This is a genomic window from Streptomyces sp. NPDC087215, from assembly GCF_044744885.1.
Lineage (GTDB): Bacteria > Actinomycetota > Actinomycetes > Streptomycetales > Streptomycetaceae > Streptomyces.
This window is the reverse complement of record NZ_JBIUZD010000005.1, coordinates 202,577-225,392: the sequence shown is the minus strand read 5'-3', so window position 1 is coordinate 225,392 and position 22,816 is coordinate 202,577. Positions and strand designations below refer to the sequence as shown.

General features: G+C 73.7%; 19 protein-coding genes. 6 read left to right on the top strand and 13 right to left on the bottom strand.

Translation table 11 applies throughout. The features are described 5' to 3' along the window. Positions 1-15 precede the first annotated feature (15 nt). Entirely contained in the window at positions 16-789 is a 774-nt protein-coding gene (locus tag ACIO92_RS16355) for an ABC transporter ATP-binding protein (protein WP_402281714.1), read from the bottom strand. 88 nt (positions 790-877) lie between these two features. Between ACIO92_RS16355 and ACIO92_RS16350 the strand changes: the two genes are divergently transcribed. Further along, complete coding sequence (locus ACIO92_RS16350; RefSeq protein ID WP_366442310.1) at positions 878-1,516, top strand: TetR/AcrR family transcriptional regulator; 639 nt, start codon at positions 878-880, stop codon at positions 1,514-1,516. A gap of 576 nt (positions 1,517-2,092) precedes the next feature. On the opposite strand, the gene ACIO92_RS16345 is transcribed toward ACIO92_RS16350, so the two are convergent. Genes ACIO92_RS16345 through ACIO92_RS16335 form a run of 3 tightly spaced genes read right to left on the bottom strand, consistent with a single transcriptional unit; the run spans position 2,093 to position 4,946 of the window. Further along, the gene (locus ACIO92_RS16345; RefSeq protein WP_401236988.1) at positions 2,093-3,235 is read right to left on the bottom strand and encodes a cysteine desulfurase family protein; all 1,143 of its coding nucleotides are present in this window, start codon (positions 3,233-3,235) and stop codon (positions 2,093-2,095) included. 32 nt (positions 3,236-3,267) lie between these two features. Next, positions 3,268-4,032, bottom strand: coding sequence for a hypothetical protein (locus tag ACIO92_RS16340; RefSeq protein ID WP_366442308.1), 765 nt, complete (start codon positions 4,030-4,032; stop codon positions 3,268-3,270). Beyond that, a complete protein-coding gene (locus ACIO92_RS16335; RefSeq protein ID WP_402281717.1) occupies positions 4,029-4,946 on the bottom strand; it encodes an EamA family transporter in 918 nt (305 codons plus the stop codon). The genes ACIO92_RS16340 and ACIO92_RS16335 overlap by 4 nt, the downstream gene beginning before the upstream one ends. A gap of 234 nt (positions 4,947-5,180) precedes the next feature. Here ACIO92_RS16335 and ACIO92_RS16330 point away from each other — a divergent pair, with 234 nt between their 5' ends. The 3 genes from ACIO92_RS16330 to ACIO92_RS16320 all read left to right on the top strand — a co-directional run bounded on the left by ACIO92_RS16330 (position 5,181) and on the right by ACIO92_RS16320 (position 9,429). Beyond that, the gene (locus ACIO92_RS16330) at positions 5,181-6,029 is read left to right on the top strand and encodes a 3-hydroxyacyl-CoA dehydrogenase family protein (RefSeq protein ID WP_402281719.1); all 849 of its coding nucleotides are present in this window, start codon (positions 5,181-5,183) and stop codon (positions 6,027-6,029) included. A 124-nt stretch (positions 6,030-6,153) separates the two neighbouring features. Then, complete coding sequence (locus ACIO92_RS16325) at positions 6,154-6,477, top strand: STAS domain-containing protein (RefSeq protein WP_366442305.1); 324 nt, start codon at positions 6,154-6,156, stop codon at positions 6,475-6,477. A gap of 213 nt (positions 6,478-6,690) precedes the next feature. Further along, positions 6,691-9,429 carry an ATP-binding protein gene (locus tag ACIO92_RS16320; protein WP_402281721.1) on the top strand — a complete coding sequence of 913 codons (2,739 nt, stop codon included), beginning with the start codon at positions 6,691-6,693 and terminating at the stop codon, positions 9,427-9,429. A 73-nt stretch (positions 9,430-9,502) separates the two neighbouring features. Here the strand turns inward: ACIO92_RS16320 and nucS are convergent, their stop codons facing one another. Beyond that, a complete protein-coding gene (gene nucS, locus ACIO92_RS16315; protein ID WP_366442303.1) occupies positions 9,503-10,171 on the bottom strand; it encodes an endonuclease NucS in 669 nt (222 codons plus the stop codon). A gap of 250 nt (positions 10,172-10,421) precedes the next feature. Here nucS and ACIO92_RS16310 point away from each other — a divergent pair, with 250 nt between their 5' ends. Then, the gene (locus ACIO92_RS16310) at positions 10,422-10,814 is read left to right on the top strand and encodes an SCO5389 family protein (protein WP_366442302.1); all 393 of its coding nucleotides are present in this window, start codon (positions 10,422-10,424) and stop codon (positions 10,812-10,814) included. A gap of 186 nt (positions 10,815-11,000) precedes the next feature. Here ACIO92_RS16310 and ACIO92_RS16305 read toward each other — a convergent pair whose 3' ends face one another. Beyond that, positions 11,001-12,035 carry an LLM class flavin-dependent oxidoreductase gene (locus tag ACIO92_RS16305; protein WP_366442301.1) on the bottom strand — a complete coding sequence of 345 codons (1,035 nt, stop codon included), beginning with the start codon at positions 12,033-12,035 and terminating at the stop codon, positions 11,001-11,003. A gap of 198 nt (positions 12,036-12,233) precedes the next feature. Between ACIO92_RS16305 and ACIO92_RS16300 the strand changes: the two genes are divergently transcribed. Further along, a complete protein-coding gene (locus ACIO92_RS16300; RefSeq protein ID WP_366442300.1) occupies positions 12,234-12,563 on the top strand; it encodes an ATP/GTP-binding protein in 330 nt (109 codons plus the stop codon). A gap of 11 nt (positions 12,564-12,574) precedes the next feature. Here ACIO92_RS16300 and ACIO92_RS16295 read toward each other — a convergent pair whose 3' ends face one another. From ACIO92_RS16295 to mce, 7 genes are all read right to left on the bottom strand, one after another. Continuing rightward, positions 12,575-13,399 carry an ABC transporter permease gene (locus ACIO92_RS16295; RefSeq protein ID WP_366442299.1) on the bottom strand — a complete coding sequence of 275 codons (825 nt, stop codon included), beginning with the start codon at positions 13,397-13,399 and terminating at the stop codon, positions 12,575-12,577. After that, the gene (locus ACIO92_RS16290; protein ID WP_366442298.1) at positions 13,396-14,541 is read right to left on the bottom strand and encodes an ATP-binding cassette domain-containing protein; all 1,146 of its coding nucleotides are present in this window, start codon (positions 14,539-14,541) and stop codon (positions 13,396-13,398) included. Before ACIO92_RS16290 ends, ACIO92_RS16295 begins: the two co-directional genes overlap by 4 nt. A gap of 197 nt (positions 14,542-14,738) precedes the next feature. Then, a complete protein-coding gene (locus ACIO92_RS16285) occupies positions 14,739-15,518 on the bottom strand; it encodes an ABC transporter permease (protein WP_366442297.1) in 780 nt (259 codons plus the stop codon). Between the two features lie 3 nt (positions 15,519-15,521). Next, positions 15,522-16,490, bottom strand: coding sequence for an ATP-binding cassette domain-containing protein (locus ACIO92_RS16280; protein ID WP_366442296.1), 969 nt, complete (start codon positions 16,488-16,490; stop codon positions 15,522-15,524). 100 nt (positions 16,491-16,590) lie between these two features. Beyond that, complete coding sequence (locus ACIO92_RS16275) at positions 16,591-17,526, bottom strand: cellulose-binding protein (RefSeq protein ID WP_366442295.1); 936 nt, start codon at positions 17,524-17,526, stop codon at positions 16,591-16,593. A 114-nt stretch (positions 17,527-17,640) separates the two neighbouring features. Continuing rightward, entirely contained in the window at positions 17,641-22,032 is a 4,392-nt protein-coding gene (scy, locus tag ACIO92_RS16270; RefSeq protein WP_402596738.1) for a polarized growth protein Scy, read from the bottom strand. Positions 22,033-22,247: 215 nt separating this feature from the next. Continuing rightward, positions 22,248-22,700, bottom strand: coding sequence for a methylmalonyl-CoA epimerase (gene mce, locus ACIO92_RS16265; protein WP_366442293.1), 453 nt, complete (start codon positions 22,698-22,700; stop codon positions 22,248-22,250). Positions 22,701-22,816: the final 116 nt, after the last annotated feature.

The window sequence follows — 22,816 nt, the reverse complement described above, 5'->3', positions numbered from 1 at the left end:
CCCGCCGGGGCGTTCCTAGACGGTGGCGGGCGTGGCGTCGGCGGGGGCCGGGGTGCGGCCGGTGACGGCGAGGAAGGCGTCCTGGAGGGTGGCCGCGCCGTGCGCCGCCTTGAGTTCCGCGGGGGTGCCCTCGGCGGCGACCGCGCCCCGGTCGACGATCACCAGCCGGTCGGCGAGGGCGTCGGCCTCGTCCAGGTAGTGGGTGGTGAGGACGACGGTGGTGCCGTCCTCGTCGCGCAGCCGTCGCACCAGGGCCCACAGGTCGGCGCGGCTGCCCGGGTCGAGGCCGGTGGTGGGCTCGTCGAGGAAGAGGACCTCGGGCCGGTGGGTGAGCCCCATGGCGAGGTCGACCCGGCGCCGCTGGCCGCCGGAGAGGGCCGGGGTGGGGCGGTCGAGGAGCTCGGTGAGGCCGAGGACGGCGGCCAGTTCCCCGGCACGGGCGGTGGCGTCGGTCCTGGTCATGCCGTACAGGCGGCCCTGGGTGACGAGTTCGGAGCGGACGGTCTCCTGGGGGTCGAGGCCGCCGGACTGGGCGACGAGTCCGATGCGGCGGCGGACGGCGGCCGGGTCCCGGACGAGGTCGTGACCGGCGACGGTGGCGGCTCCCGAGGTGGGCGCCAGGAGGGTGGTGAGCATCCGGAGGGTGGTGGTCTTCCCGGCGCCGTTGGGGCCGAGCAGGCCGAGGATCTCGTCGGTACGGACGGTCAGGTCGATGCCCCGTACGGCTTCGACGGGGCCGTTGCGGGTGGTGAAGGTCCGGGCGAGCCCGGCGGTGCTGATGATGGGCATGGCGACCACAAAAACAGAGTCACATCAATTTTGCAATGCCTCCAAAATTCCAGGGGTGGCAAAATTTCAGGGAGTCTAGGATGACGTCATGGCCGAGGGACTCAGGGAGCGCAAGAAGCGCGAGACGAAGCAGCGGATCTCCGACATCGCCACCGGGCTCTTCCTGGAGCGGGGCTTCGTCCATGTGACCGTCGCGGACGTCGCCGAGGCGGCGGACGTCTCCGTCAACACCGTCTACAACTACTTCCCGGCCAAGGAGGACCTCTTCCTCGACCGGATGGACGGCGTCACCCGCCGCCTCGCCCGCATGATCCGGGGCCGCGACCGGGGCGAGTCCGCCGCTCGGGCCGTCCTGCGCGGACTCCGCCAGGACATCGCCGCGGTCTCGCCCGCCTACGGGCTCATGGACGGCTTCGACGCCTTCATGAACGTCATCGAGCACGCCCCGACCCTCAAGGCCCGGCTCTTCCATGTCCAGGAGCAGGTCCGGGACGCCGTCGTCACCACCCTCCGGGAGGAGACCGGAGCACCCGCCGACGACCCGCTGCCGCTGCTCGTCGGCGGACAGCTCGCCTGGATCGAGAGCACCGTCGTCGCCTTCGTCACCCGCGAGATGACGGCCGGGGCGCGGGCCTCCGCCGTCTCCCGCGAGGCGCTCGTGCTCCTCGACGGGATCGAGGAGCTGCTCAGCGAGAAGGTGCTGGACTACGCGGTGCGCGAGGACTGAGCGATACGTCCCGGGGCCGCCCGCGCCTCGCGCCGGGGGGCGTCTGTGCCGGGGTCCCTCGCGCCGGGGGCCTCTGCGTCGGGCCTTCTCGCGCCGGGCCCTTCTGTGCCGGAGTCCCTTCGGTCGGGCTCCTTGCGCCAGGGGCCCCGTGCCGCGCCTCCGCGACCGGAGCCCCCGTGCGTCGGGGGCCTCGGGTGCGGGGCCTCCTTGCGGCCGGGCCCCCACCGCGGCTCCGCGACCGGTGCCCGCTCATGCGGAGGCCGCTCGCACCCCCGTGACCGGCCCCCGTGACCAGCGCCCCCCCGTGACCAGCGCCCCCCCGTGACCGGGACCCCCCCCGTGACCGGGACCCCCCCCGTGACCGGGACCCCCCCCGTGACCGGGACTCCCTCGGGCCGGGACCCCCTCGGGCCGGGACCCCCTCGCGCCGGGATCCCTTGCGTCGTGCCTCCGCGCCCGGCGCCCCCCACCCCCGCGACCAGCGCCTCCGTACCCGCGCCCCCCTGGACCCCTCGGTCGTGCGCGGTTTCCTGCCGTGCGGGTCTCCGGGCCCGGGGCGCCCCGGGCCCGGCCCGGTCACCCGGCCTTCGCCGGGCTCGCCGCCGTCGCGAGCGCGCGGGCCGCGCGGACCGCGTCCGCCTCCGTGGTGAACCGCCCGAACGAGACGCGGACGCTGCTCCGGATGCGCTCCGGCGGCAGACCGATCGCCAGCAGCACGTGCGAGGGCTCCTGCGCCGCGCTGTTGCAGGCCGAACCCGTCGAGACGGCCACGTCCGCGACCTCCAGGAGCAGTTGCTGCGCGTCCACGCCCGGGAACGAGAGGTTCACCGCGTGAGGCAGGAACCCCAGCCCCGCACCACTGTTCAGCACGTACGGGACCAGCCCCGACAGCTCGGCGAGGAACAGCTCCCGCAGCCCCGCCAGCCGTACCGCCTCCGCCTCCCGGCAGGCCGCGAGCACCCCGACGGCCGTGCCCAGGCCGATGACGGCGGCGGTGTTGAGGGTGCCCGCGCGCAGCCCCCGCTCCTGCCCGCCGCCGTGCAGCTGCGGCACCAGCGGCGCCCGGTCGGACAGCCGGTGCGAGACGTAGAGGACGCCGATGCCCTTAGGGCCGTAGATCTTGTGCCCGGAGAAGGTCAGCAGGTCCGCCCCGAGCGTCCTGACGTCCACCGGCAGCGAGCCCACCCCCTGGGTCGCGTCGCAGTGCAGCGGGACGCCCGCCGCCCGGGTCAGCTCCGCGATCCGGGCGACCGGCTGCACGGTGCCGATCTCGTTGTTGGCGAGCATCACCGAGACCAGCGCGGTCTCCGGCCGCAGCGCCGCCGCCACCCGGTCCGGGTCCACCCGGCCCTCGCCGTCGACGGGCAGTACCGTCACCTCGTGCCCCGCGTCCCGCAGCGCCCGGCAGGAGTCGAGCACCGACTTGTGCTCCACGGCGGTGGTCACCACGTGCCGGGCCGTGCCCGCCCCGACGACCCCCTTGAGCGCCAGGTTGTTGCCCTCCGTCGCCCCGGAGGTGAAACAGATCTCGCCGCGCCCCGCCCCGATGAACCGGGCGACCGCCCCGCGCGCCCGCTCGACCTCGCGGAAGGCGCGGATGCCCGCGGCGTGCGGGCTGGACGGGTTGGCGTAGCACTGGGTGGCGGCGAAGGTCATCGCCTCGACGACCGCCGGGTCCGTCGGCGTGGTCGCCTGGTGGTCGAGATAGATCGTGGACATGCCGGTTCTCCCTCTTCCGTGGTGACGGGCGGTCAGAAGTCGTACGGGGTGTAGGTCAGCGCCAGCGGATCGGCGCAGGAAGGGTCGGTGAAGACCAGCACGATCTCCTCCTCGGGCGTGCCGAGGGTGCGCAGATAGATCTCGGCGCCCTTGGTGACCTTGTCGCGGTCGGCGAGCGAGTTGATGTCCACGACGTGCCGCTGGGCGCAGTCGGGGAAGGCCCGCAGCCGGGTGAAGTAGCGGGCGAAGTACTCGGCGACGATCAGCGGGCAGCGCGGGACGACGTGGTCGTCCTTGACGACCCCGGCGAGCACCTTCTCGTACTGGCGGGAGCGGAAGACGATCTCGTCGCCCTCGCGGGTGAACAGCGGGTTCTCCCCGGGGTCGCGCAGCCACCGCTTCATCGAACGGGCGGCCCGGTTGCGCAGGTTCCGCTCGCGGGTGACGGAGAAGGCGATCCCGGCCGCGGCGGCCGAGGCGGTGAGCGGCGAGAGGTCGGTCTCGGCGGGGCCCGCGGCCGGGATCGTACAGACGTCGGTGGAACAGGACATGCCGAGGTCGTTGACGATGACGTCGTAGAGGACCTTGTTGCCCCGGTGCAGGCGGCGCGCCGCCGCCCCGGTCTCCTGGGCGAGGGCGAAGGAGTTGAGGGAGAACGGGCCGATGCCCGCGGCCGTGTCGAAGTAGCCGCCCGCGACGAGGACCGCCGAGCGGGAGGTGGTGGAGACGGTCTCCAGGAGGGGCGCGACGCGGGGCCCGGGGCCCGTACGGCTTCCTGTGGTGGACGTGCCGGTCATGTGTGCACTCCGTTCTTCCGGTGCGGGGATCGATCGGGTGGTGCGGAGGTGTCCGGCCCGGCGCGGGCGGTGGCGCCCAGGCCCGTGCCGAGCGCCGCGCCGACCACGCAGAGCACGGCCGCCCACTGGGGCCAGGCGAGCCGCTCGCCGAGCAGGGCCAGGCCCACCAGGGCGGCGATGACCGGCTCCACCGTGGAGAGGACGGCGAAGACCCGGGGCGGCATCCGGCGCAGCGCGGCGAACTCCAGGGAGAACGGCACCACCGCCGTCAGGACCGCCACCACGAGTGCCGCGCCCAGCACTCCGGGGGTCAGCAGCGTCCCGGCGGAGGGCGCTCCGAGGGCGGGGGCCACGGGCAGGGCGAGCAGGGCGGCGAGGGTGAGGCCGAGGGCCAGTCCCGAACCGCCCGGCACGGCCCGGCCGACCCGGGCGCCGAGCAGGATGTAGCCGGTGAGGGCCGCGCCGGTGAGCAGGCTGGCGGCGAGGCCCACCGGGTCGTCCATGCCCTTCGTGCCGCCGAGGACGAGCAGGCCGAGGGCGGCGAGCGCGACCCAGAGCCGGTCGAGCGCGCGCCGGGAGGTGAGGGCGGCGAGCAGCAGCGGTCCGCTGAACTCCAGGGTCACCACCACGCCGAGCGGGAGCCGGGCGGTGGCCTCGTAGAAGGCGAACTGCATCACGCAGAGGACGGCCCCGTAGGGGAGGAGCAGCCGCCAGTGGGCGCGCAGCAGCCGGGGGGAGGGGCGGGACAGCAGGAGGAGCAGGGTGGCGGCGAGGAGCAGTCGCAGCAGGGTCGCGCCGGCCGGGCCGGTCTGCTCGAAGAGGCGTTTGGCGAAGGCGGAGCCGAACTGGAGGCTGATCATGCCGGTCAGCAGGAGCAGCGGGGCGGGTGCGGTCACGAGGGCGTGCGGACGCACGGCGGCAACTCCTCCCGGGCGGACGGGCATCGGGCGCGCATTCGGACGGACGCACTCGACCATATACCCCCCATGGGTATGTGACGACCGCCTGGAGGCCCGAACGGGGTGCTGCGAGTGTGACGTCCGTCAAAGAGTGCGTGACGCGCGTTACTTCACGGTCACATGGCGCCCCGCGACCGCTAATCTCCGCCGGAGAGCCAGAAGTGAAAAGGCGTTGAGGGGTGGAACATCGTGGCCAGGAAGCTCGCCGTCATCGGGGCCGGACTCATGGGATCCGGCATCGCGCAGGTCTCGGCACAGGCGGGCTGGGACGTCGTCCTGCGTGATGTCACCGACGCCGCGCTCACCCGGGGCACCGACGGCATCAAGGCCTCGTACGACCGCTTCGTCGCCAAGGACCGGCTCGCCGCGGCCGACGCCGAGGCCGCCCTCGGCCGCATCGCCGCCACCACCGAGCTCGAAGCCGTCGCCGACGCGGACGTCGTCGTCGAGGCCGTCTTCGAGGACCTCGACGTCAAGCACGAGATCTTCCGCTCGCTCGACAAGATCGCCAAGGACGGCGCCGTCCTCGCCTCCAACACCTCCGCGATCCCGATCACCAAGATCGCCGCGGTGACGGAGCGGCCCGAGGCCGTCGTCGGCACCCACTTCTTCTCCCCGGTCCCGATGATGGGACTCTGCGAGCTGGTCCGCGGCTACAAGACCAGCGACGGGACCCTCGCCGCCGCCCGCGAGTTCGCCGAGTCCGTCGGCAAGACCTGCATCGTCGTCAACCGTGACGTCGCGGGCTTCGTCACCACCCGGCTCATCGCCGCCCTCGTCGTCGAGGCGGCCAAGCTGCGCGAGTCGGGCGTCGCCACCGCCGAGGACATCGACATCGCCTGCAAGCTCGGCTTCGGCCACGCCATGGGCCCCCTCGCCACCGCCGACCTCACCGGCATCGACATCCTGGTGAACGCGGCGAACAACATCTACACGGAGTCCCAGGACGAGAAGTTCGCACCGCCGGAGCTGATGCGCCGGATGGTGGACGCGGGTGACATCGGCCGCAAGAGCGGGCAGGGCTTCTACAAGTACTGAGCGGTACCCGTCACCCCGCCTCACCCCATGGGGTGAACATCGGTAACGGTTCGCTGACAGGGCGCAACACTTCCGCCGGTACGGCAGTCAGTTGTTGCGAAGACGGAGCACTCGGGGAGCGCATATGCACATCAGGGGCGACCATGTCGAGCTGGTCGTCGGGGGCCGCCTCGACGTCCGCAGCGCGGCGGACGCCCGTACGGTCCTGCACTCGGCCGTCGACGGCGGAGCCGGCGACCTGGTGCTCGACCTGACCGGACTCGACTCCTGGGACGCCACCGGACTCGGCGTCATCATGGGCGTCCACCGGCGGGCGGGCCGCTGCGGACGCCGTCTCGTCCTGCGCGGGGTGCCGCCCCAGATGCAGCGGCTGCTCGTCGCCACCCGGCTGCACCGCATCCTCGCCATCGAGGGCGGCCTCGCCCTGGAGTCCCTGCCCCGCGTCTGAGGCACCCGGGACGGACGGGGCCCGAGCGTCCCACAGGTGTGGAGCGCCGTGGGAAACAGGCGTCACGCTCAATCCTCACAAGACCGTGACGTCTCGGTCTCCGGGGCACCCCACCTGTTCCCGGCCGTCCGGCCACGGTCTAGGGTTCGGTCGCCCGCACATTGACGGAACCACCCCGCGGGCACCGGACACCGCTTCTTGGGGGCTTGGACCATGGACCCGATCAACCGGGGGCCGGAGGAGTACGGACACGACAGCGAGGGCGACGACGCCCGCGCGGGACGCGGCACCCCCGCCCCCGCGCGAGCCCGTGTCGTCCGGCTCGTCTCCGGCGACCTGCTCGTCACCGTCAACCCCGTCGACGGCAGCGAGATCGAGGCCTGCCCGCCCGGCCGGGAACCCGCCGCCCCCCGCCGCCGCACCCCGGAGGAACGCGCCGAGGCCGCCCGCGCCGCCGCCCCGCCCGGCCCCAGCGCCCCCGAACTGCCCCTGCTCGAACGCCAGGAGCAGCGCGACCGGCTGACCCGCACCCTCCGCAGGGGCCGCACCGCCCGGCTGACCGGACCCCCCGGCTCCGGCCGCACCGCCCTCCTCGACGCCGTCGCCGCCGACTGCGCCGGCCTCGCCCCCGACGGCGTCGTCCGGCTCTCCGGCCACCACCGCACCCCCGGCGAACTCCTCCACGAACTGTTCACCACCGTCCTGCGCACCGAGGGCCACCGGCCCGGCCGGGACCTCCTCCTCGACCGGATCGGCGAGATCGGCGCCGTCGTGGTCGTCGACGACCTGGAGTTCGGCGGCGCCGCCCTCGACGAACTCCTCGACGCCGCCCCCGAGTGCGCCTTCCTCCTCGCCGCCGGACCCGAGGTCCCCGCGCCCTCCACCGCCGCCCACGTCGAGGAGGTCCGGCTCACCGGTCTCGGCCGGGGCGCCGCCCTCTCGCTCCTGGAGAGCGCCGTCGGCCGCACCCTCACCGACGAGGAGGCCAACTGGGCCGGTGACCTCTGGTTCGAGTCGGAGGGCCTGCCGATCCGCTTCGTGCAGGCCGGGGCGCTGCTCCGGCAGCGCGACCGGCTGCGCGTCACCCCCGCCGAGTTCGACGCCTTCGGAGCCCTGGAGGAGGCCTTCGGGCCCACCGACCCCGACGCCGCCGCGGTCGTCGCCGCCGCGGCCTTCGACGGTCTCGACGACCCCGACGTCGAACTCCGCGACATACCCCTTCCGAGCCTCGGCGAGGGCGCCGCCCCCGCCGCGCTGCTCGCCTCCCGCCTCAGCCGCTCCGCCCAGGCCGCCCTGCGCTTCGTCGTCGCCCTCGGCGGCGAGGTCCCGCACCACGCCCACCTCCCCGCCCTCGTCGGCGACACCCACGCCGACGCGGCCCTCGGCGAACTCCTCGCCTGCGGCCTGCTCTCCCCGGTCGGCCCCCGCCACCGGCTCGCCGCCGGGGTCCTGACCCAGCTCCTCGCCCAGGGGTACGAGACCGAGGCCCTCGGCCGCGCCCACACGGTGGCCCAGCACTACGCCTGGTGGGCCGCCCACCCCTCCGTCACCCCCGAGCGGGCCGCCGCCGAGTCCGACGCCGTCCTCGCGGCCCTGTCCGCCCTCGTCGCGGGCGCGGGCGCGGGAGCGAGCACCGGCACGAGTACGGACACGGGTACGAGCGCGAGTGCGGGCGCCGGAACCGGCCCCGACACCGGCGCCGACGGTACGGAGCGCCCCGCCGACCCCGCGGCCGAACACCGCGCCACCGCCGTCCTCCTCGCCCGCGCCGCCGCGCCCGCCTTCGCCGCGGCGCTCCACTGGGGCGCCTGGGAACGTGCCCTGCGCGCGGGACAGGAGGCCGCCCGGCTGGCCGGGGACGTCGCCGAGGAGGCGTACTTCCACCACGAACTGGGTGTCCTCGCGCTCTGCGCGGGCCATCTGGAGCGCGCCCGCGCCGAACTGGAGGCCTCCATCGGGCTGCGCGGAGTGCTCGCCGACAAGCGCGGCACCGTCGCCGGGCGCCGCGCGCTCGCCCTCGTCGCCGACCTCTCCGGGGACCATCCCGCCCCGGCCCGCACCGAGGAACCCGTCGCCCCGCCGCGCGCCCTGCCCGCCCTGCCCGGCCCGGAGCCCGTCACCGCCCCGCTGCCGGTCGGTCCCGTCCGCACCGCCCCGCTGCCCACCGCGAAGCACTTCCCGGCCCCCAATCCGGCCCCGTCCGTGCCCCCGGCCCCCTTCGCGGTCACGGCCCCCTCGCCGCTCCCGGCCTTCCCCGACCTCGCCGACGAGGGCCACACCCTCGCCACCCGCCCCGCCCCGGGCCCCCGCCGCCCCGGTGCCGGGGGCGGCTTCGCGCGCACCCTCGTCGGTGGCGCGCGCCGCAACCTGGCCGCCGTCGGCGCGGGCGCGCTGCTCGTCGCCGTCCTCGGCACGGTCGTCACCCTCGGCGCCACCTCCGGCAACGACGTGGACCCCGCCAACAACCACGTCACCACCGACACCACGGCGACCGAGGGCGTACCCGACGACGAGGGGGAGGTGCCGACCGAGGGCGAGACGGCGGAGCCGGGCGAGACCGGCCGGGCCACCCGCTCCGGCCCTCCCGACCCCTCGGACTCCGGGAGCGCCTCGCCCTCGGACCCGGCGGCCTCGGACAGCTCCGGCACCTCGGACACCTCCGGCACCCCCTCGTCCTCCTCCGGCACCCCGGACACCACGGCTCCCACGACGACGGCCCCGTCCACCACGGTGCCGCCGCGCCCGACGACCCCGCCGACGACCCCGCCCACCGGGACGACCGCCCCGCCGGAGACGACCCCGCCGACGACGCCCCCGACGACCCCGCCGCCCACGACCCCGCCGACCACCGCGCCGACCCAGAGCGAGGGCAGCCCCAGCAACTCCGCCTCCTCCTCCCTCGGCGGCGCGCCCGCCCCGGACGGCCCCACCGCTCCGGAGCCGCCCGCCTGACCCGCGTACGGACACGACGAAGGCCCCGGGCGCGTCCACCGCACCCGGGGCCTTCCCCGTACCGCCGCCGTTCCTAGAACAGCCGCAGCTTGTCGTCCTCGATGCCGCGCATCGCGTCGTAGTCCAGGACCACACAGCCGATGCCCCGGTCCGTGGCGAGGACCCGGGCCTGCGGCTTGATCTCCTGCGCCGCGAACACGCCCCTCACCGGCGCCAGGTGCGGATCGCGGTTCAGCAGCTCCAGATAGCGGGTCAGCTGCTCGACGCCGTCGATCTCGCCGCGCCGCTTGATCTCCACCGCGACCGTGGCCCCGTCCGAGTCCCGGCACAGGATGTCCACCGGGCCGATCGCGGTCGGGTACTCCCGGCGGATCAGGGTGTGCCCCTCGCCGAGGATCTCGATGCGGTCGGCGAGCAGCTCCTGGAGGTGCGCCTCGACGCCGTCCTTGATCAGACCCGGGTCGACGCCCAGCTCGTGCGAGGAGTCGTGGAGGATCTCCTCCATCGTGATGATCAGTTTCTCGCCCGCTTTGTTGATCACGGTCCACACGCCCTCGCCGTCGGCGCCCTCCTTGAGGGTGCACGGCGGGGACATCCAGTTGAGCGGTTTGTACGCCCGGTCGTCCGCGTGGATGGAGACGCTGCCGTCTGCCTTGACGAGGATCAGACGGGGCGCGGAGGGCAGGTGGGCCGTGAGCCGGCCCGCGTAGTCCACGGAGCAACGGGCGATGACGAGACGCATGGTCCGCAACGCTACAAGACGGGCGCACGTCCGCGCGATCCGGGCACCGGGCGGGGACCGCCCGGGAGTGTTCCTGAGCCGAACACCCGTCGGTTATCAGCCGGTTGTGTTCGCCATCTCCTGGTGCGGCCAGGACTGCGCGCTTACCGTGGAAGCTGGAGGTCGTCGTCCGTGCACGCTGCGTGGCGGCCGGCCCCGGCCTTCGCCCTGCCCGCAAGACCCCGTCCGCGGGGTCGCGAGAGGAGAACCCATGTCGCTCGACGTCTCACCGGCCCTGTTGGAACAGGCCGAGCGAGGCGAGGTCGACGAAGCCGACTTCGTCGACTGCGTCCGGACCTCCCTGCCCTACGCATGGGAGATGATCAGTTCTCTGGTGGCCCAGCTGAAGGTCGACGGCGGAGAGTTCGCCGACAACCAGACGCCGCCGCCGGATGAGCAGGCACGTGGTCAGCTGCTGCGCGCGCTGGCGAGCGACGCCATTCGCGGTGCGCTCCAGCGGCACTTCGGGGTGCGTCTCGCCTTCCAGAACTGCCACCGGGTGGCGGTGTTCCCGCTGGACCCGTCGGTGGACGAGCGGCTCACCCGCTTCACCTCGATCCGGGGACAGCTCCTCAACCAGTCGCCGGAGATGCGCGACTGCTGAGACACGGTGCCGCCGCTCCGCGCCACGGGAGAAGCGCTCCACGCGACTCCCCGCGAGGAGCTGCCGGAGCGGCGGTACGGTCCCCACCCCCGGGGCGGGCTCCGTCCGCCGTACCCCGGCCGGACCGGTGGCGCGCGACGACCGGCCCCCGGCCGGACCCGGCGGCGCGGGACGTCCGCACCCCGCTCAGACCAGCAACGGCAGGACCTCCGCGCCCAGCCGCCGTACGTTCTCCTCGGTGGCCGCGAGATCGCCCGAGCCCTCGGCGAGCAGCGCGAAGCGGGTGATGCCCGTGCGCTCGGCCGTCGCCGCGAGCCGGTCCGCCGCGAGCCGGGGCGTGCCCACCGGATGGAGCCCGGCCAGCAGCTCCGTGTACGCCACCGGGTCCCGCATCGTACGGCTCCTGCCGTCCACCGTCACATGCGCGTCGAGGCCCTGCCGCAGCCAGCCCGGCATCGCCTTCACCAGCGCCTCCGCCGCGTCCGCCGTCCGGTCCGCGAGCTGCGCCACCCCCGCCGAGACGTGCTCGGCACCGACCCGCGCGGTCTCGTCCGGATCCCGCCCGGCCTCCCGCGCGCAGCGCGCCCAGGCGGCGACCATCTCGGCCTTCTCCTCGTCGCCGCAGTGCATCCCGAGGAGCATCGGAAGCCCGCGCTCGGCGGCGAGCCGCACGCCCTTCGGTGAGGTGCAGGCCACCACGACCTCCGGCGCGGACGGGCCGCCGATCAGCTCGTCGGGGCGGGGCACGACCGGGACCTCACGGAAGGAGAACCGCTCGCCCGAGGCGCCGACACGCGGTTCGGTCAGCCAGCGCAGCAGCAGGTCGAGCGACTCGGGGAAGTCCCGCTCGTAGGCGCCGAGGCCGGTGCCGAACACCTCCAGGTCCACCCAGGGCCCGCCCCGGCCGACCCCCAGGGTGAACCTGCCGCCCGAGGTGAGGTGCAGCAGCGCCGCCTGCTCGCCCAGGGCGACCGGATGGACGGCGGGCAGGACGCTCACCGCCGTGCCGACCCGCAGCCGCCGGGTGCGGCCGAGGAGCAGCGCGGCCAGGGTCACCGCCGAGGGACAGACCCCGTACGGCACGAAGTGGTGCTCGGCCAGCCAGACCGAGTCCAGGCCCGCCTCCTCGGCGACCTCGGCGGTCCGCACCGCCCGGTGCAGCGCCTCCCCCTGTCCCTGGCCCGGGAACTGGGCGGCCAGAACGAACGTACCCACGCGCATCGCTTGCTGCCTCCTTGCGGCCTGCCCGTTTCCCCCCTCGTACGGGCATCAACGCCTGACACGTGCCAAAGGCAACGGCCGTTCATGAAGTTCTTGCGATTTTCGGCTAAGCCGGTTCGGTGGGGGCCCGGGGCACCGGGTCGCGGCCCGTAGGCTGGAAGGAACGGTCCGTGTCCCCATACCCCGTGAGGTGTGCCCGTGTCCCCGCGCCACAACCGCTCCCGAGGCGGCGAGAAGCCCGAGCAGCAGCCGGGCGACCACGGCGACCGGTACGGCGGCGTGCAGCGCACCGAGAGCTGGCAGGGCGAGGAGTGGTACGTCCGCCTCGTCGCCGGGGCCAGCTCACCCGGCAAGCGCTACCGCTGCCCCGGCTGCGACCAGGAGATCCCGGGCGGCGCCCCGCACGTGGTCGCCTGGCCGGAGTACGGGGGAGTGGACGACCGGCGGCACTGGCACAAGGCCTGCTGGAACGCGAAGGACCGCCGCACCACCAAGGTGCAGCGGTCCCGCAACGCTCCCAGGCACTGAGGTCCGGGCCGTCACACGTCCCGGCTGTTCAGCAGGGCGTACGCGCCGCCCATGACCAGGGCCGTCACTCCGGCCAGGATGCCCAGCGACTCCCAGCCCGCCGGACCGCTGTCGCCGAACGGCGGCTTCGTGGCGTACAGCGCGATCATCTGCGAGGGGATCGCGTAGGTGAACAGCCACTCCTGCACGGAGCGCAGCGCCTCGGAGAACATGAACAGCGCCGCCACCAGCGGGAGCAGCAGCAGGCCGATCATCACCGTGATCGCGCCGGCCGAGTGCCGGATCAGCGTGCCGAACGCCAGTGACAGCAGACCGAGGACGGCCAGATAGGCGCCCGCGCCCACCGTCGCCCGCAGCCACTCGCCCGTCGACGGGGTCGCCGCCGTGTCCACCAGGGCCACCTGCGCCACCGCCACCAGCGAGGCGGTCACGGTGGTCACGGCGAAGACCAGCAGGAAGAACACGGCGGCCTTCGCCGTGAGCACCCGCGCCCGGCTCGGGCAGGCCGTCAGGGTCGTACGGATCATGCCGGTGCCGTACTCGGACGCCACCGTCAGCACCCCCAGCGTGATCACACAGATCGACGCGGGCAGCATCCCGAAGAACCCGAAGGCGAGCGCCGAGTCCTCGCCCATCGGAGCCTCCGAGGACGCGGCGATCGCCGCCACCCCCAGACCGATGCCGGCCATCAGCAGGATCATGACCCCGAGGGTCCACAGCGTCGACCGCACCGAGCGGATCTTCGTCCACTCGGAGGCGAGGGCGTCACCGAGGTGCGCCCGGCGCACCGGGATCGGGGAGACGTAGGCGTACGGCTGCGGGGCGGGGGCAGTCATCGGGCGTCCTTGGTGGTGTCGCCCGGCTGCGGGCTGCTCGGCTGCGGGGAGGCGTACGGGCCCGGGGCGGCCGACTGGCCGGGGCCCCCGGCGTAGGGGTTCTGTCCGGGCGGCGGCGGGGCGTACCAGCCCTGCTGCGGCACCTCGCCGACCACCTGCTGAGGCGGCGTCCCGTACCCCGGCTGACCCGGCTGGAGCGGCGCCTGGAGGTGCGCGAGCCGGTCGTCGGTGGAGCGGTAGTCCACGGCGCCCTGCGTCATCCGCATGTACGCCTCCTCGAGGGACGCCTGGTGCGGGGAGAGCTCCCACAGCCGCACGTCCGTGCCGTGCGCCAGGTCGCTGATCCTCGGCAGCGGCAGCCCGGTCACCCGCAGCGCGCCGTCCGGCTCGGACAGCACCTGCCCGCCGGCCCCGGTCAGCGCGGCCGTCAGCTTCTCCCGCGCGGCCGGGTCCGTCTCCGGGGTGCGGACCCGGGCGAAGTCGGCCGAGTTCGCCGAGATGAAGTCCGTCACGCTCATGTCCGCGAGCAGCTGCCCCCGGCCGATCACGATCAGATGGTCGGCGGTGAGCGCCATCTCGCTCATCAGGTGGCTGGAGACGAAGACCGTCCGCCCCTCGGCGGCCAGCTTCTTCATCAGATTGCGGACCCAGAGGATGCCCTCCGGGTCCAGACCGTTGACCGGCTCGTCGAAGAGCAGCACCTGAGGGTCGCCCAGGAGCGCCGCCGCGATGCCGAGCCGCTGGCCCATGCCCAGGGAGAAGCCGCTGGAGCGCCGCTTGGCCACGTCCTGGAGGCCGACGACCCCGAGGACCTCGTCGACGCGCTGCGCCGGGATGCCCGCGAGCTGCGCCAGCGACAGCAGGTGGCTACGGGCGCTCCGCCCGCCGTGCACGGCCTTGGCGTCGAGGAGCGCGCCGACCTGCCGGGGAGCGTTCGGCAACTGCCGGAAGGGGTGGCCACCGATCGTGACCTGCCCCGAGGTCGGCCGGTCGAGTCCCAGGATCATGCGCATCGTCGTCGACTTCCCGGAGCCGTTCGGCCCCAGGAAACCGGTGACGACACCGGGCCTCACCTGGAAGGAAAGGTTGTACACGGCCGTCTTGGCGCCATAGCGCTTCGTCAGGCCGACTGCCTCGATCATTCTCCAGCCCCATCGACAGGTAGGTCACATCCATGTCGGGGCGTGGCGGCCGTAGGCCGGAGCCCCCCGTATGAGCTAGGAGCTTATCCAGCTGTTGACGGTTCCGGCCAAGTGGAGACGGCCTCCGGGCGGTCTCCCCGGGAACGTTCAGGGTTTTCCCCCAGGGGCCGGCCCCTGGGAGCAGGGGCGCCGGACGGTCAGGCGTCCCGTCGGCGCAGCACCAGACAGCCGCCGAGGAGCGCGGCCACCACCCAGAGCACCATGATCCCGAGCCCGCCCCACGGCCCGTAGGGGGTCCCCTGCGAGTTCATCGCGTCCGGTACGACCTGCATGATCTTCTTTCCGGCCTGGTCCGGGAAGAAGCGGGCCACCTCCTTGGCCTTCGGCACCGCCGTCAGGATGTTCGAGATCAGCAGGAGGAACGGGACCAGGATGCCGAGGGAGAGCATCGAGGACCGCAGCATCGCGGTCACCCCCATCGAGAACAGCGCGATCAGGGCCAGATAGAGCCCCGCGCCGAACACCGCCCGCAGCACGTTGTCGTCACCGATCGACGCCCGGTGCCCGCCGAGCAGCGCCTGCCCGAGGAAGAACGCGAGGAAACTCGTCGCGAGGCCCACCAGGAGCGCGAGCCCGCCCGACACCGCCACCTTCGACAGCAGGAACGTCGTCCGCTGCGGTACGGCCGCGAGCGAGGTGCGGATCATGCCCGAGGAGTACTCGCTGCCCACCACCAGGACGCCGAAGACCACCATCGCCAGCTGCCCCAGGACCATCCCCGAGAAACTGACCACCGTCGGATCGAAGGTGAGCCGCTCCGCCTCGCCGAGCTGGTCGAAGGTCGAGTTCACCAGGGCGCTCAGCCCCGCGCCCATCGCCACCGTGACGACGAGGGCGCTCGCCAGCGTCCACACGGTCGAGGAGACCGTCCGGATCTTGGTCCACTCCGACCGCAGGACCGCGGATGCCGCTGCCATGGTTCAGGCCCCCTCGGAGGTCGTGCCCCACCGGGGGCCCGGCGCCGGAGCACCGCCGTGTACGTCGGTGCCGTGCGCGTGGTACTCCACCGCTCCGGCCGTCATCTGCATGAACGCTTCTTCGAGCGAGGCGCGCTGGGAACTCAGCTCGTGCAGCACCAGACCGTGCGCCGCCGCCAGCTCGCCCAGCTCCTCGGTCGTCGCCCCGTCCACCTCAAGGGTCCCGTTGCCCGCCTCGACCGCGAGGAAGCCCGCCGTGTGCAGCACGTCCCGCAGCCGCTCCCGCTGCGGCGACCGCAGCCGCGTATAACTCCGGGAATTCTCCTGGATGAAATCCGCCATCGACGTGTCGGCCAGCAGTTTCCCCTGCCCGATGACGATCAGATGATCTGCCGTCAACGCCATTTCACTCATCAGATGACTGGAAACGAAGATCGTTCGGCCCTCCGAGGCCAGCGCCTTCATCAGATTGCGGATCCAGTGAATTCCCTCGGGGTCCAGACCATTGACGGGCTCGTCGAACATCAGGATCTCGGGATCACCGAGCAGCGCCGACGCGATCCCCAGCCGCTGCCCCATGCCGAGCGAGAACCCCTTCGACTTCTTCCCCGCGACCGCCCCCAGCCCCACCAGATCGAGCACCTCGCCCACCCGGCGCTCCGGGATGCGGTTCGACTGCGCCAGGCACAGCAGGTTGTTGTACGCCGAGCGACCGCCGTTCATCGCCTTCGCGTCGAGCAGCGCCCCGATGTACTTCAGGGGCTCCGCCAGCTCCCGGTAGTGCTTCCCGTCGATCCGGACCGACCCGCTCGTCGGGTTGTCCAGATCCAGCATCATCCGCATCGTCGTCGACTTGCCCGCCCCGTTCGGCCCGAGGAAGCCGGTCACCACACCGGGACGCACCCGGAAGGAGAGGTGGTCGACCGCGATCTTCGCCCCGTAGCGCTTGGTCAAACCCTCAAGCTCGATCATGCGTACCAACCTAAGGGCGCGCGAAACCCCCCGCCACCGGAATGACGAGGGGTTTTCGTGACGCTCTCGAACCGTCTCCGTGACGGTGTCGGCGACGGTGTCAGCGGGACTGCTGGGCCGGGACACCGGCCGCGCGCTCGTCGTCGATCGGCGAACCGGCCGCCGCGACCGCGGCACCCGTCAGCGTCGCCAGCATCTCGCGGACGTTGGTCAGCTGCGCGTTGATCGAGTCCCGGCGGTTCGTCAGGGCCGAGAGCTCGCGCTCCGATTCGCTGCGGATGCGGTCGGCCTTGGCGTTCGCGTCGGCCACGATGTCCTCGGCCTGACGCTGCGCCGTCTCCACCGTCTGACGGGCCCGGCGCTCCGCGTCCGTCCGCAGCTTCTCGGCCTCGAGCCGGAGCTGCTCGGCGCGGTGCTCGATCTCCGCCAGCCGCTTCTCGGCCTTCGCCTGACGAGACGCCAGATCGCGCTCCGACTGCTCCCGGCGCTTCGCCAGGTTGGTCTCGAAGTCCGCGGCGGCCTGAGCGGCCTTGGCGCGGGTCTCCTCGAAGAGGGCGTCCGCCTCCTCGCGCTTCGACTGCGCGTCCTTCTGCGCCTCGGCGCGCATGGTGTTGGCCTCACCCTGCGCCTTCTCGACGATCCGGACGCCCTCGTCCTCGGACTTCGCCTTGCGGTCCGCCGCGAACGACTCCGCGTCGTTGCGCACCTGCTGGGCCGCCGACTCGGCCAGCTCGCGGTGCTGTTCGGCGGCGCGACGGGCCTCCTCACGCAGGTCCTTCGCCTCCTCCTCGGCGAGCCGGAGGATCTTCTCGACCCGGGCGCCGAGCCCCGCGTACGACGGCTCGGCGTCGGAGACCTGGGCCTGCGCGTTCTGCGTCTCGAGGTGGAGCTCCTCGATCCGCTTCTCCAGGGAGGTGATGCGGGACAAGGCGCCGTCACGGTCGGACACGAGCTTGGTAATGCGGTCGTCCACCTGACCGCGGTCGTAACCGCGCCGCACGAGCTCGAAGCCGAAGGGGGAGGATGTGTCGCTCATGGGTTTCCTGTCGAATGAGACCGGTGAGGTGTTAGAGGGAATCCTAGGGGCCGAAGCGGCGTGTCATCGAGCGTATGCCCGTTTGATCTGGAGAATGTCCAGCCTTTTGAGTGGCTACCCGTCCTGGGACTTGCCACCCGAACGGGTGGAACCCGCGGACGCGCCCGCCTTGGCCCCCGTCCCGCCCGCCGTCTTCGCCCCGGCCGCCGGTGTCTCGAAAGACTCCAACGCCTCCAGTACGTCCTGGACACGGGAGATCTCGGTATTGATGTCCTTGCGCCGCCGCACCAGGGCCTCCAGTTCGCGTCGGCCCTCCGCGACCGTCGCCTCCGCCTCGGCCCGCGCCTCGGCCAGGATCCGCTCGGCCTCCGCCTTGAGGACCTCGCCCTCCGCGATGAGCGAGGCCTTCTTCTGCGCGGCCTCCTTGAGGAGCCCGTCGGCCTTCCGCACGGCCGCGATGCGGACGTTGCTCGCCTCCGAACTCGCCTCGGAGGCAAGCTCCTTGGCCTTCTCCTCCGCCTCGGCGCGCTGCTCCGTCGCGGCCTTGACCAGCTTGTCGACCCGCTCGCCCGCCGTCCGCATCTGCTCGGAGCTCTCCCGGCGGGCCCGCTCGTGCAGCTCCTCGATCTCGCCCTCGATCCGGCTCCGCAGCTCCTCGGCCCGGTCCCTTATGGCGGTCGCGTCGCCACGGGCCCCGACGAGCAGCTCGTCCGCGTCCGTACGGGCCTTCTCCACCAGCGAGTTGCCGTCGACGGTCGCCTCGGCCACGATCCGCTCGGCCTCCTTGCGGGCCGCGCCGACCATCGTGTCCGCCTGCGTCTCCGCCTCGGTGGTGGCGCGCAGCGCCTCCTCCTGGGCCTTGGCGACGAGCTGGTCCGCCTGCTCGGCCGCGTCCGAACGCTTCCGCGCACCGGCCTCCCGCGCCTCGTCGAGCGTCCGGTCCGCCTCCTCGCGGGCCTCCGAGCGCATCTGCTCGGCCGCCGCCCCGGCGTCCTCCCGCACCCGCTTCGCCTCGGTGCGCAGCCGCTCGGCCTCCTGCCGGGCGGAGCCCACGGTGGCCTCGGCCTCGGCACGGGCGTCCGCCGTGACCGCGTCGGAGAGTTCGCCCGCCTCGCGGGTGATCCGCTCCGCCTCGGAGTTCGCCTCGGCGACGAGGGCGTCGGCCTGCTCGGCGGCGTCGGTACGGCGCTTGTCGGCCGCCCTGCGGGCCTCGTCGAGGACCTGCTCGCCGTCCGCGAGGGCCGCGTTCCGCAGGGCCTGCGCGTGCGCCTCTCCGTCGATCTTGACCTGTTCGGCCTCGGCGCGCAGGCGGTGGGCGTCCTGTTCGGTGGTCTCCATGAGTTCGAGGGCTTCGGTGGTGAGCCGTTCGGCCTCGGTGGTGGCTTCGGCGATGAGGGCGTCGGCCTGTTCGGCGGCGTCGGAGCGTCGCTTGTCGGCCGCCTTGCGGGCCTCGTCGAGGACCTGCTCGCCGTCCGCCGCCGCCGCCGCCCGGAGCGCCTCCGCGTGCGCCTCTCCGTCGGCCTTGACCTGTTCGGCCTCGGCGCGCAGGCGGTGGGCGTCCTGTTCGGTGGTCTCCATGAGTTCGAGGGCTTCGGTGGTGAGCCGTTCGGCCTCGGTGGTGGCTTCGGCGATGAGGGCGTCGGCCTGTTCGGCGGCGTCGGAGCGTCGCTTGTCGGCGGCCGCGCGGGCCTCGTCGAGGACCTGCTCGGCCTCGGCGCCGATCCGCTCCGACTCCGCACGGGCCTCGCCGACGACCGAATCGGCGCGCTCGGCGGCCTCCGAACGGATGCGGTTCGCGTCCTCCCGGGCGTCCGCCCGCGTCCGCGCCGCGTCCTGCTCGGCCGAGGCCAGCGAGTCCGTGACCTCCGTCCGCACCCGCTGCGCGTACTCGGCGGTGTCCGAACGCAGCTTCTCCGCCTCGGTGATCGCGTCCGCGACGGTCCGCTCGGCCAGCGCCTTCGCGGCCTCGCTCTCCTCCTGGGCGCGCTCCCGGGTGCGGGTCGCGTCCTCGGCGGCCCGCTCCCGCTCCTCGTAGGCGTCGGCGCGGACCCGGTCCGCCTCCTCCTGCGCCTCGGTCCGCGTCCGCTCCGCCGCGTGCTCGGCGGCGCTGCGCAGTCCGGCGATCTCCTCCTCGGCCTGCTCGCGCAGACCGGCCACCGAGTCCCGTACCTCCTGGGCGGTCTGCTCGGCGGCGGTGACCATCTCGGTCGCCCGCGCGTCCGCCTCCTCGACCAGGCGCTGGGCCTCGGCCTGGGCGTCCTCGACCCGCTTGCGGGCGGCGGCCAGCAGTTCCTCGGACCGCTCGCGGGCGTTCTCGCGCTCCCGGCCGGCCTCGGAACGGGCCGACTCCAGCGTCTCCTCGGCCTCCCGGCGGCGCCGGACGGCCTCCTCCTGCGCGGCGGCCAGCGCCTCCGCGGCCTCGGCGGCGACCCGCTCGGCGGCGGCTGCGGCCTCGGCCCTGACCCGGTCGGCGCTCTCCTGGGCCTCCGACCGCAGCCGCTCCGACTCCCCGGCGGCCTCGGTGCGCAGCCGTACGGCGGTGGTCTCGGCCTCCGTACGGGTGGCGGCGGCGTCCTCGGCGGCCTCGGCGCGCAGCCGCTCGGCCTCCTGCCCCGCCTGCTCCTGGAGGGTGCGGACGCGCTCGGCGGCCTCGGTGCGCAGCCGCTCGGTCTCCTCGGCGGCCTCGCGGCGGATCAGCTCGCCCTCGGTGCGCGCGTCGGTGAGTTCCTCGGTGGCGGAGGCGAGCTTCGCCTCGGCGTCGGCGTGCAGCCGGGCCAGCTCGTCGGCGGCCTCCGCGCGGCGGGCCTCGGCGGCCCGCTCGGCGTCGGCGCGCAGTCCGGCGGCGGTCTCCTCCGCCGTGGTCCGTACGGAATCGGCCTGTTCCTCGGCTTCGGCGCGCAGCCGGTCGGCCTCCTCGCGGGTGCGCTCCAGGGTCTCCTCGGCCTGGGCGCGCAGGGCGCGGGCCCGCTCGGCCGCCTCGGACCTGACGCGTTCGCTCTCGGCACCGGCGTTGGTCCGCAGCTCGTCGGAGTCCGTGCGGGCGGTGGTGAGCAGTTCCTCGGCGGTCCGCGCGGCCTCCTCGATCTGCTGGACGGCCTCGCGGCGGGCCTCGCCCCGGATGCGCTCGCCCTCGGCGACGGCCTCGGCGCGCAGCTGCTCGGCCTCGCCGCGCAGCCGCCGGGCCTCCTCCTGGAGCTCGACCGTCTTGGCCCGGTACTCCTTGGTGTCGTCCTTCGCGGAGCCGAGGAGGTCGTCGGCCTGCTCCTCGGCGCGGTCGCGGAGCCGGTCGCTCTCGGCCTCGGCCTCGCGGCGGATGCGCTCGGCCTCCTCGGAGGCCTTGCGGGTGGTCTCGCGGGCCTCGGCGGAGGCCTTGGTGAGGATCTCCTCGGCGCTGCGGGCGGCCTTGGCGAGGGCGGCGGCGGAGTCCTCTGCGGCGGCGGTGCGGGCCTTCTCGGTGGTCTCGGCGACGAGCTTCTCCGCCTCGGCGGTGGCCTCGCGGAGCTTCTCGTCGGCCTCGGCCTTGAGGGCCTCGGCGTCCTTGGTGGCCTCGCCGACGAGCCGGGCGATCTCGGTCTTCGCGGTCCGGGTGCGCTGCTCGTTGACCGACTCGGCGGTGGCGAGCTGCCGGGCGGCGGCCTCCTTGGCCTCGGTGAGGGACCGCTCGGCCTCGGCGGTGGCGAGCCGCAGCTTCTCCTCGGCCTCCTGGATGCGCTGCTCGGCGGCGCGGGAGAGTTCGGTGGCCTGGCGGCGGGCCTGGTCGGTCTCGGCGGTGGCGGCGGAGCGGAGCTGCTCGGCGTGGCTGGTGGCCTCCTGGGCCTGGCTGGAGGCGGCGCCGACGAGCCGTTCGGCGTCCTTGCGGGCGCGCAGCAGAATCGCTTCGGCCTCGGCGCGGGCCGCTTCGGCCTCGGCGGCGGCCCGGCGGCTGGTCTCCTCGGCGAGGCGGGTGGTCTCGGCGCGGGCCGCGGCGAGCGACTGCTCGGCCTCGGCGCGGGACTCCTCCATGAGGCGGCGGGCCTGGGCCTCGGTGCGGGCGCGGAGCTGCTCGGCCCAGGCGACGTTCTCGTTGACGTGCGCCTCGACGGTCTGGCGGCGCTCGTTGAGCTCCTGGTCGAGCTGCTGGCGGCGCTGGACGGCCTCGGTGTGCAGCTCGGCCTGGAGCCTGGCCTGGTGCTCGGCGTGCTCCTGGAGGATGCGCTGGGTCTGGGCGCGGGCGTCGCGCAGTTCGCGCTCGGCGTCCTGGCGCAGCTGCTCGGCCTGGGCCTGGGCGTTCCGCAGCATCTGCTCGGTCTGGTAGCCGATGTCGGCGCTGTCGTACGCGGGCCTGGACGCGATGGTGCGGCGCGCCTCGTGGAGCTTGGCGCGCAAGACCTCGACCTGGTATCCGAGGTCCTCGGCGTGCTGGACGGCCTTCTCGCGCTCGGTCTTCAGCCGGTCCATCTCGGCTTCGAACCTGGCGAGATGGTCGTCTTCAGCTCGGTGGCTCTCCTGGCGTTCGTAGCCCCGCACTGCGCGGTCCCATCCTTCCCCGAGCTCTTCGAGCAGGGGAGACCCCAACCCTGGTCGCAACACTCCTGTGAGCCCGGTCCTCACGGTCGAGGACGGGCCCCCGGGGAATCGTGGCAGATCGGACGAGCCCGACATCCCGACTTCGATGCCGCGCGAGCGGCCCCGACCGGCCCCGGCCCGGAGCCGCCCACTCTACCGGGCCAGGAATCCGGAGGTCAGTGCTCCGCTGACGAGGGGTCGGCGGAAGGCCCGGCGGAGGTGACCAGTTCGGTGAGGACGCCGTGGCAGTCCTTGGGGTGGAGGAAGGTGATCCGGGAGCCCATGGAGCCCCTGCGCGGCTCGTCGTAGAGGACGCGGACGCCCTTGCCCCGTACGGCCTCGGCGTCCCCGTCGACGTCCTCGGTGCCGAAGGCGATGTGGTGGACGCCCTCGCCGTTCTTGGCGAGCCACTTGCCCACGGCGGAGTCCTCCCTGGTCGGTTCCAGGAGCTGGAGGTAGGAGGCGCCGCCGTCGGAGGTCCCGTTGATCCTGAGCATGGCCTCGCGGACGCCCTGCTCCTCGTTGACCTCGGAGTGGTAGACCTCGAAACCGTAGGTGGCACGGTAGAACTCGACGGTCCTGTCCAGGTCGAAGCAGGCGATCCCGATGTGGTCGATACGCGTCAGCATGGGTCCAGTGCAACGCCGGAGGAGTGGTTACGCAACGTGCGCGCCGTCACACCGTCCGGCCGGTGACCGGGTGCGGCGGCCCTCAGTACATTGGCGGTAAACCCTCGTTCACTTCT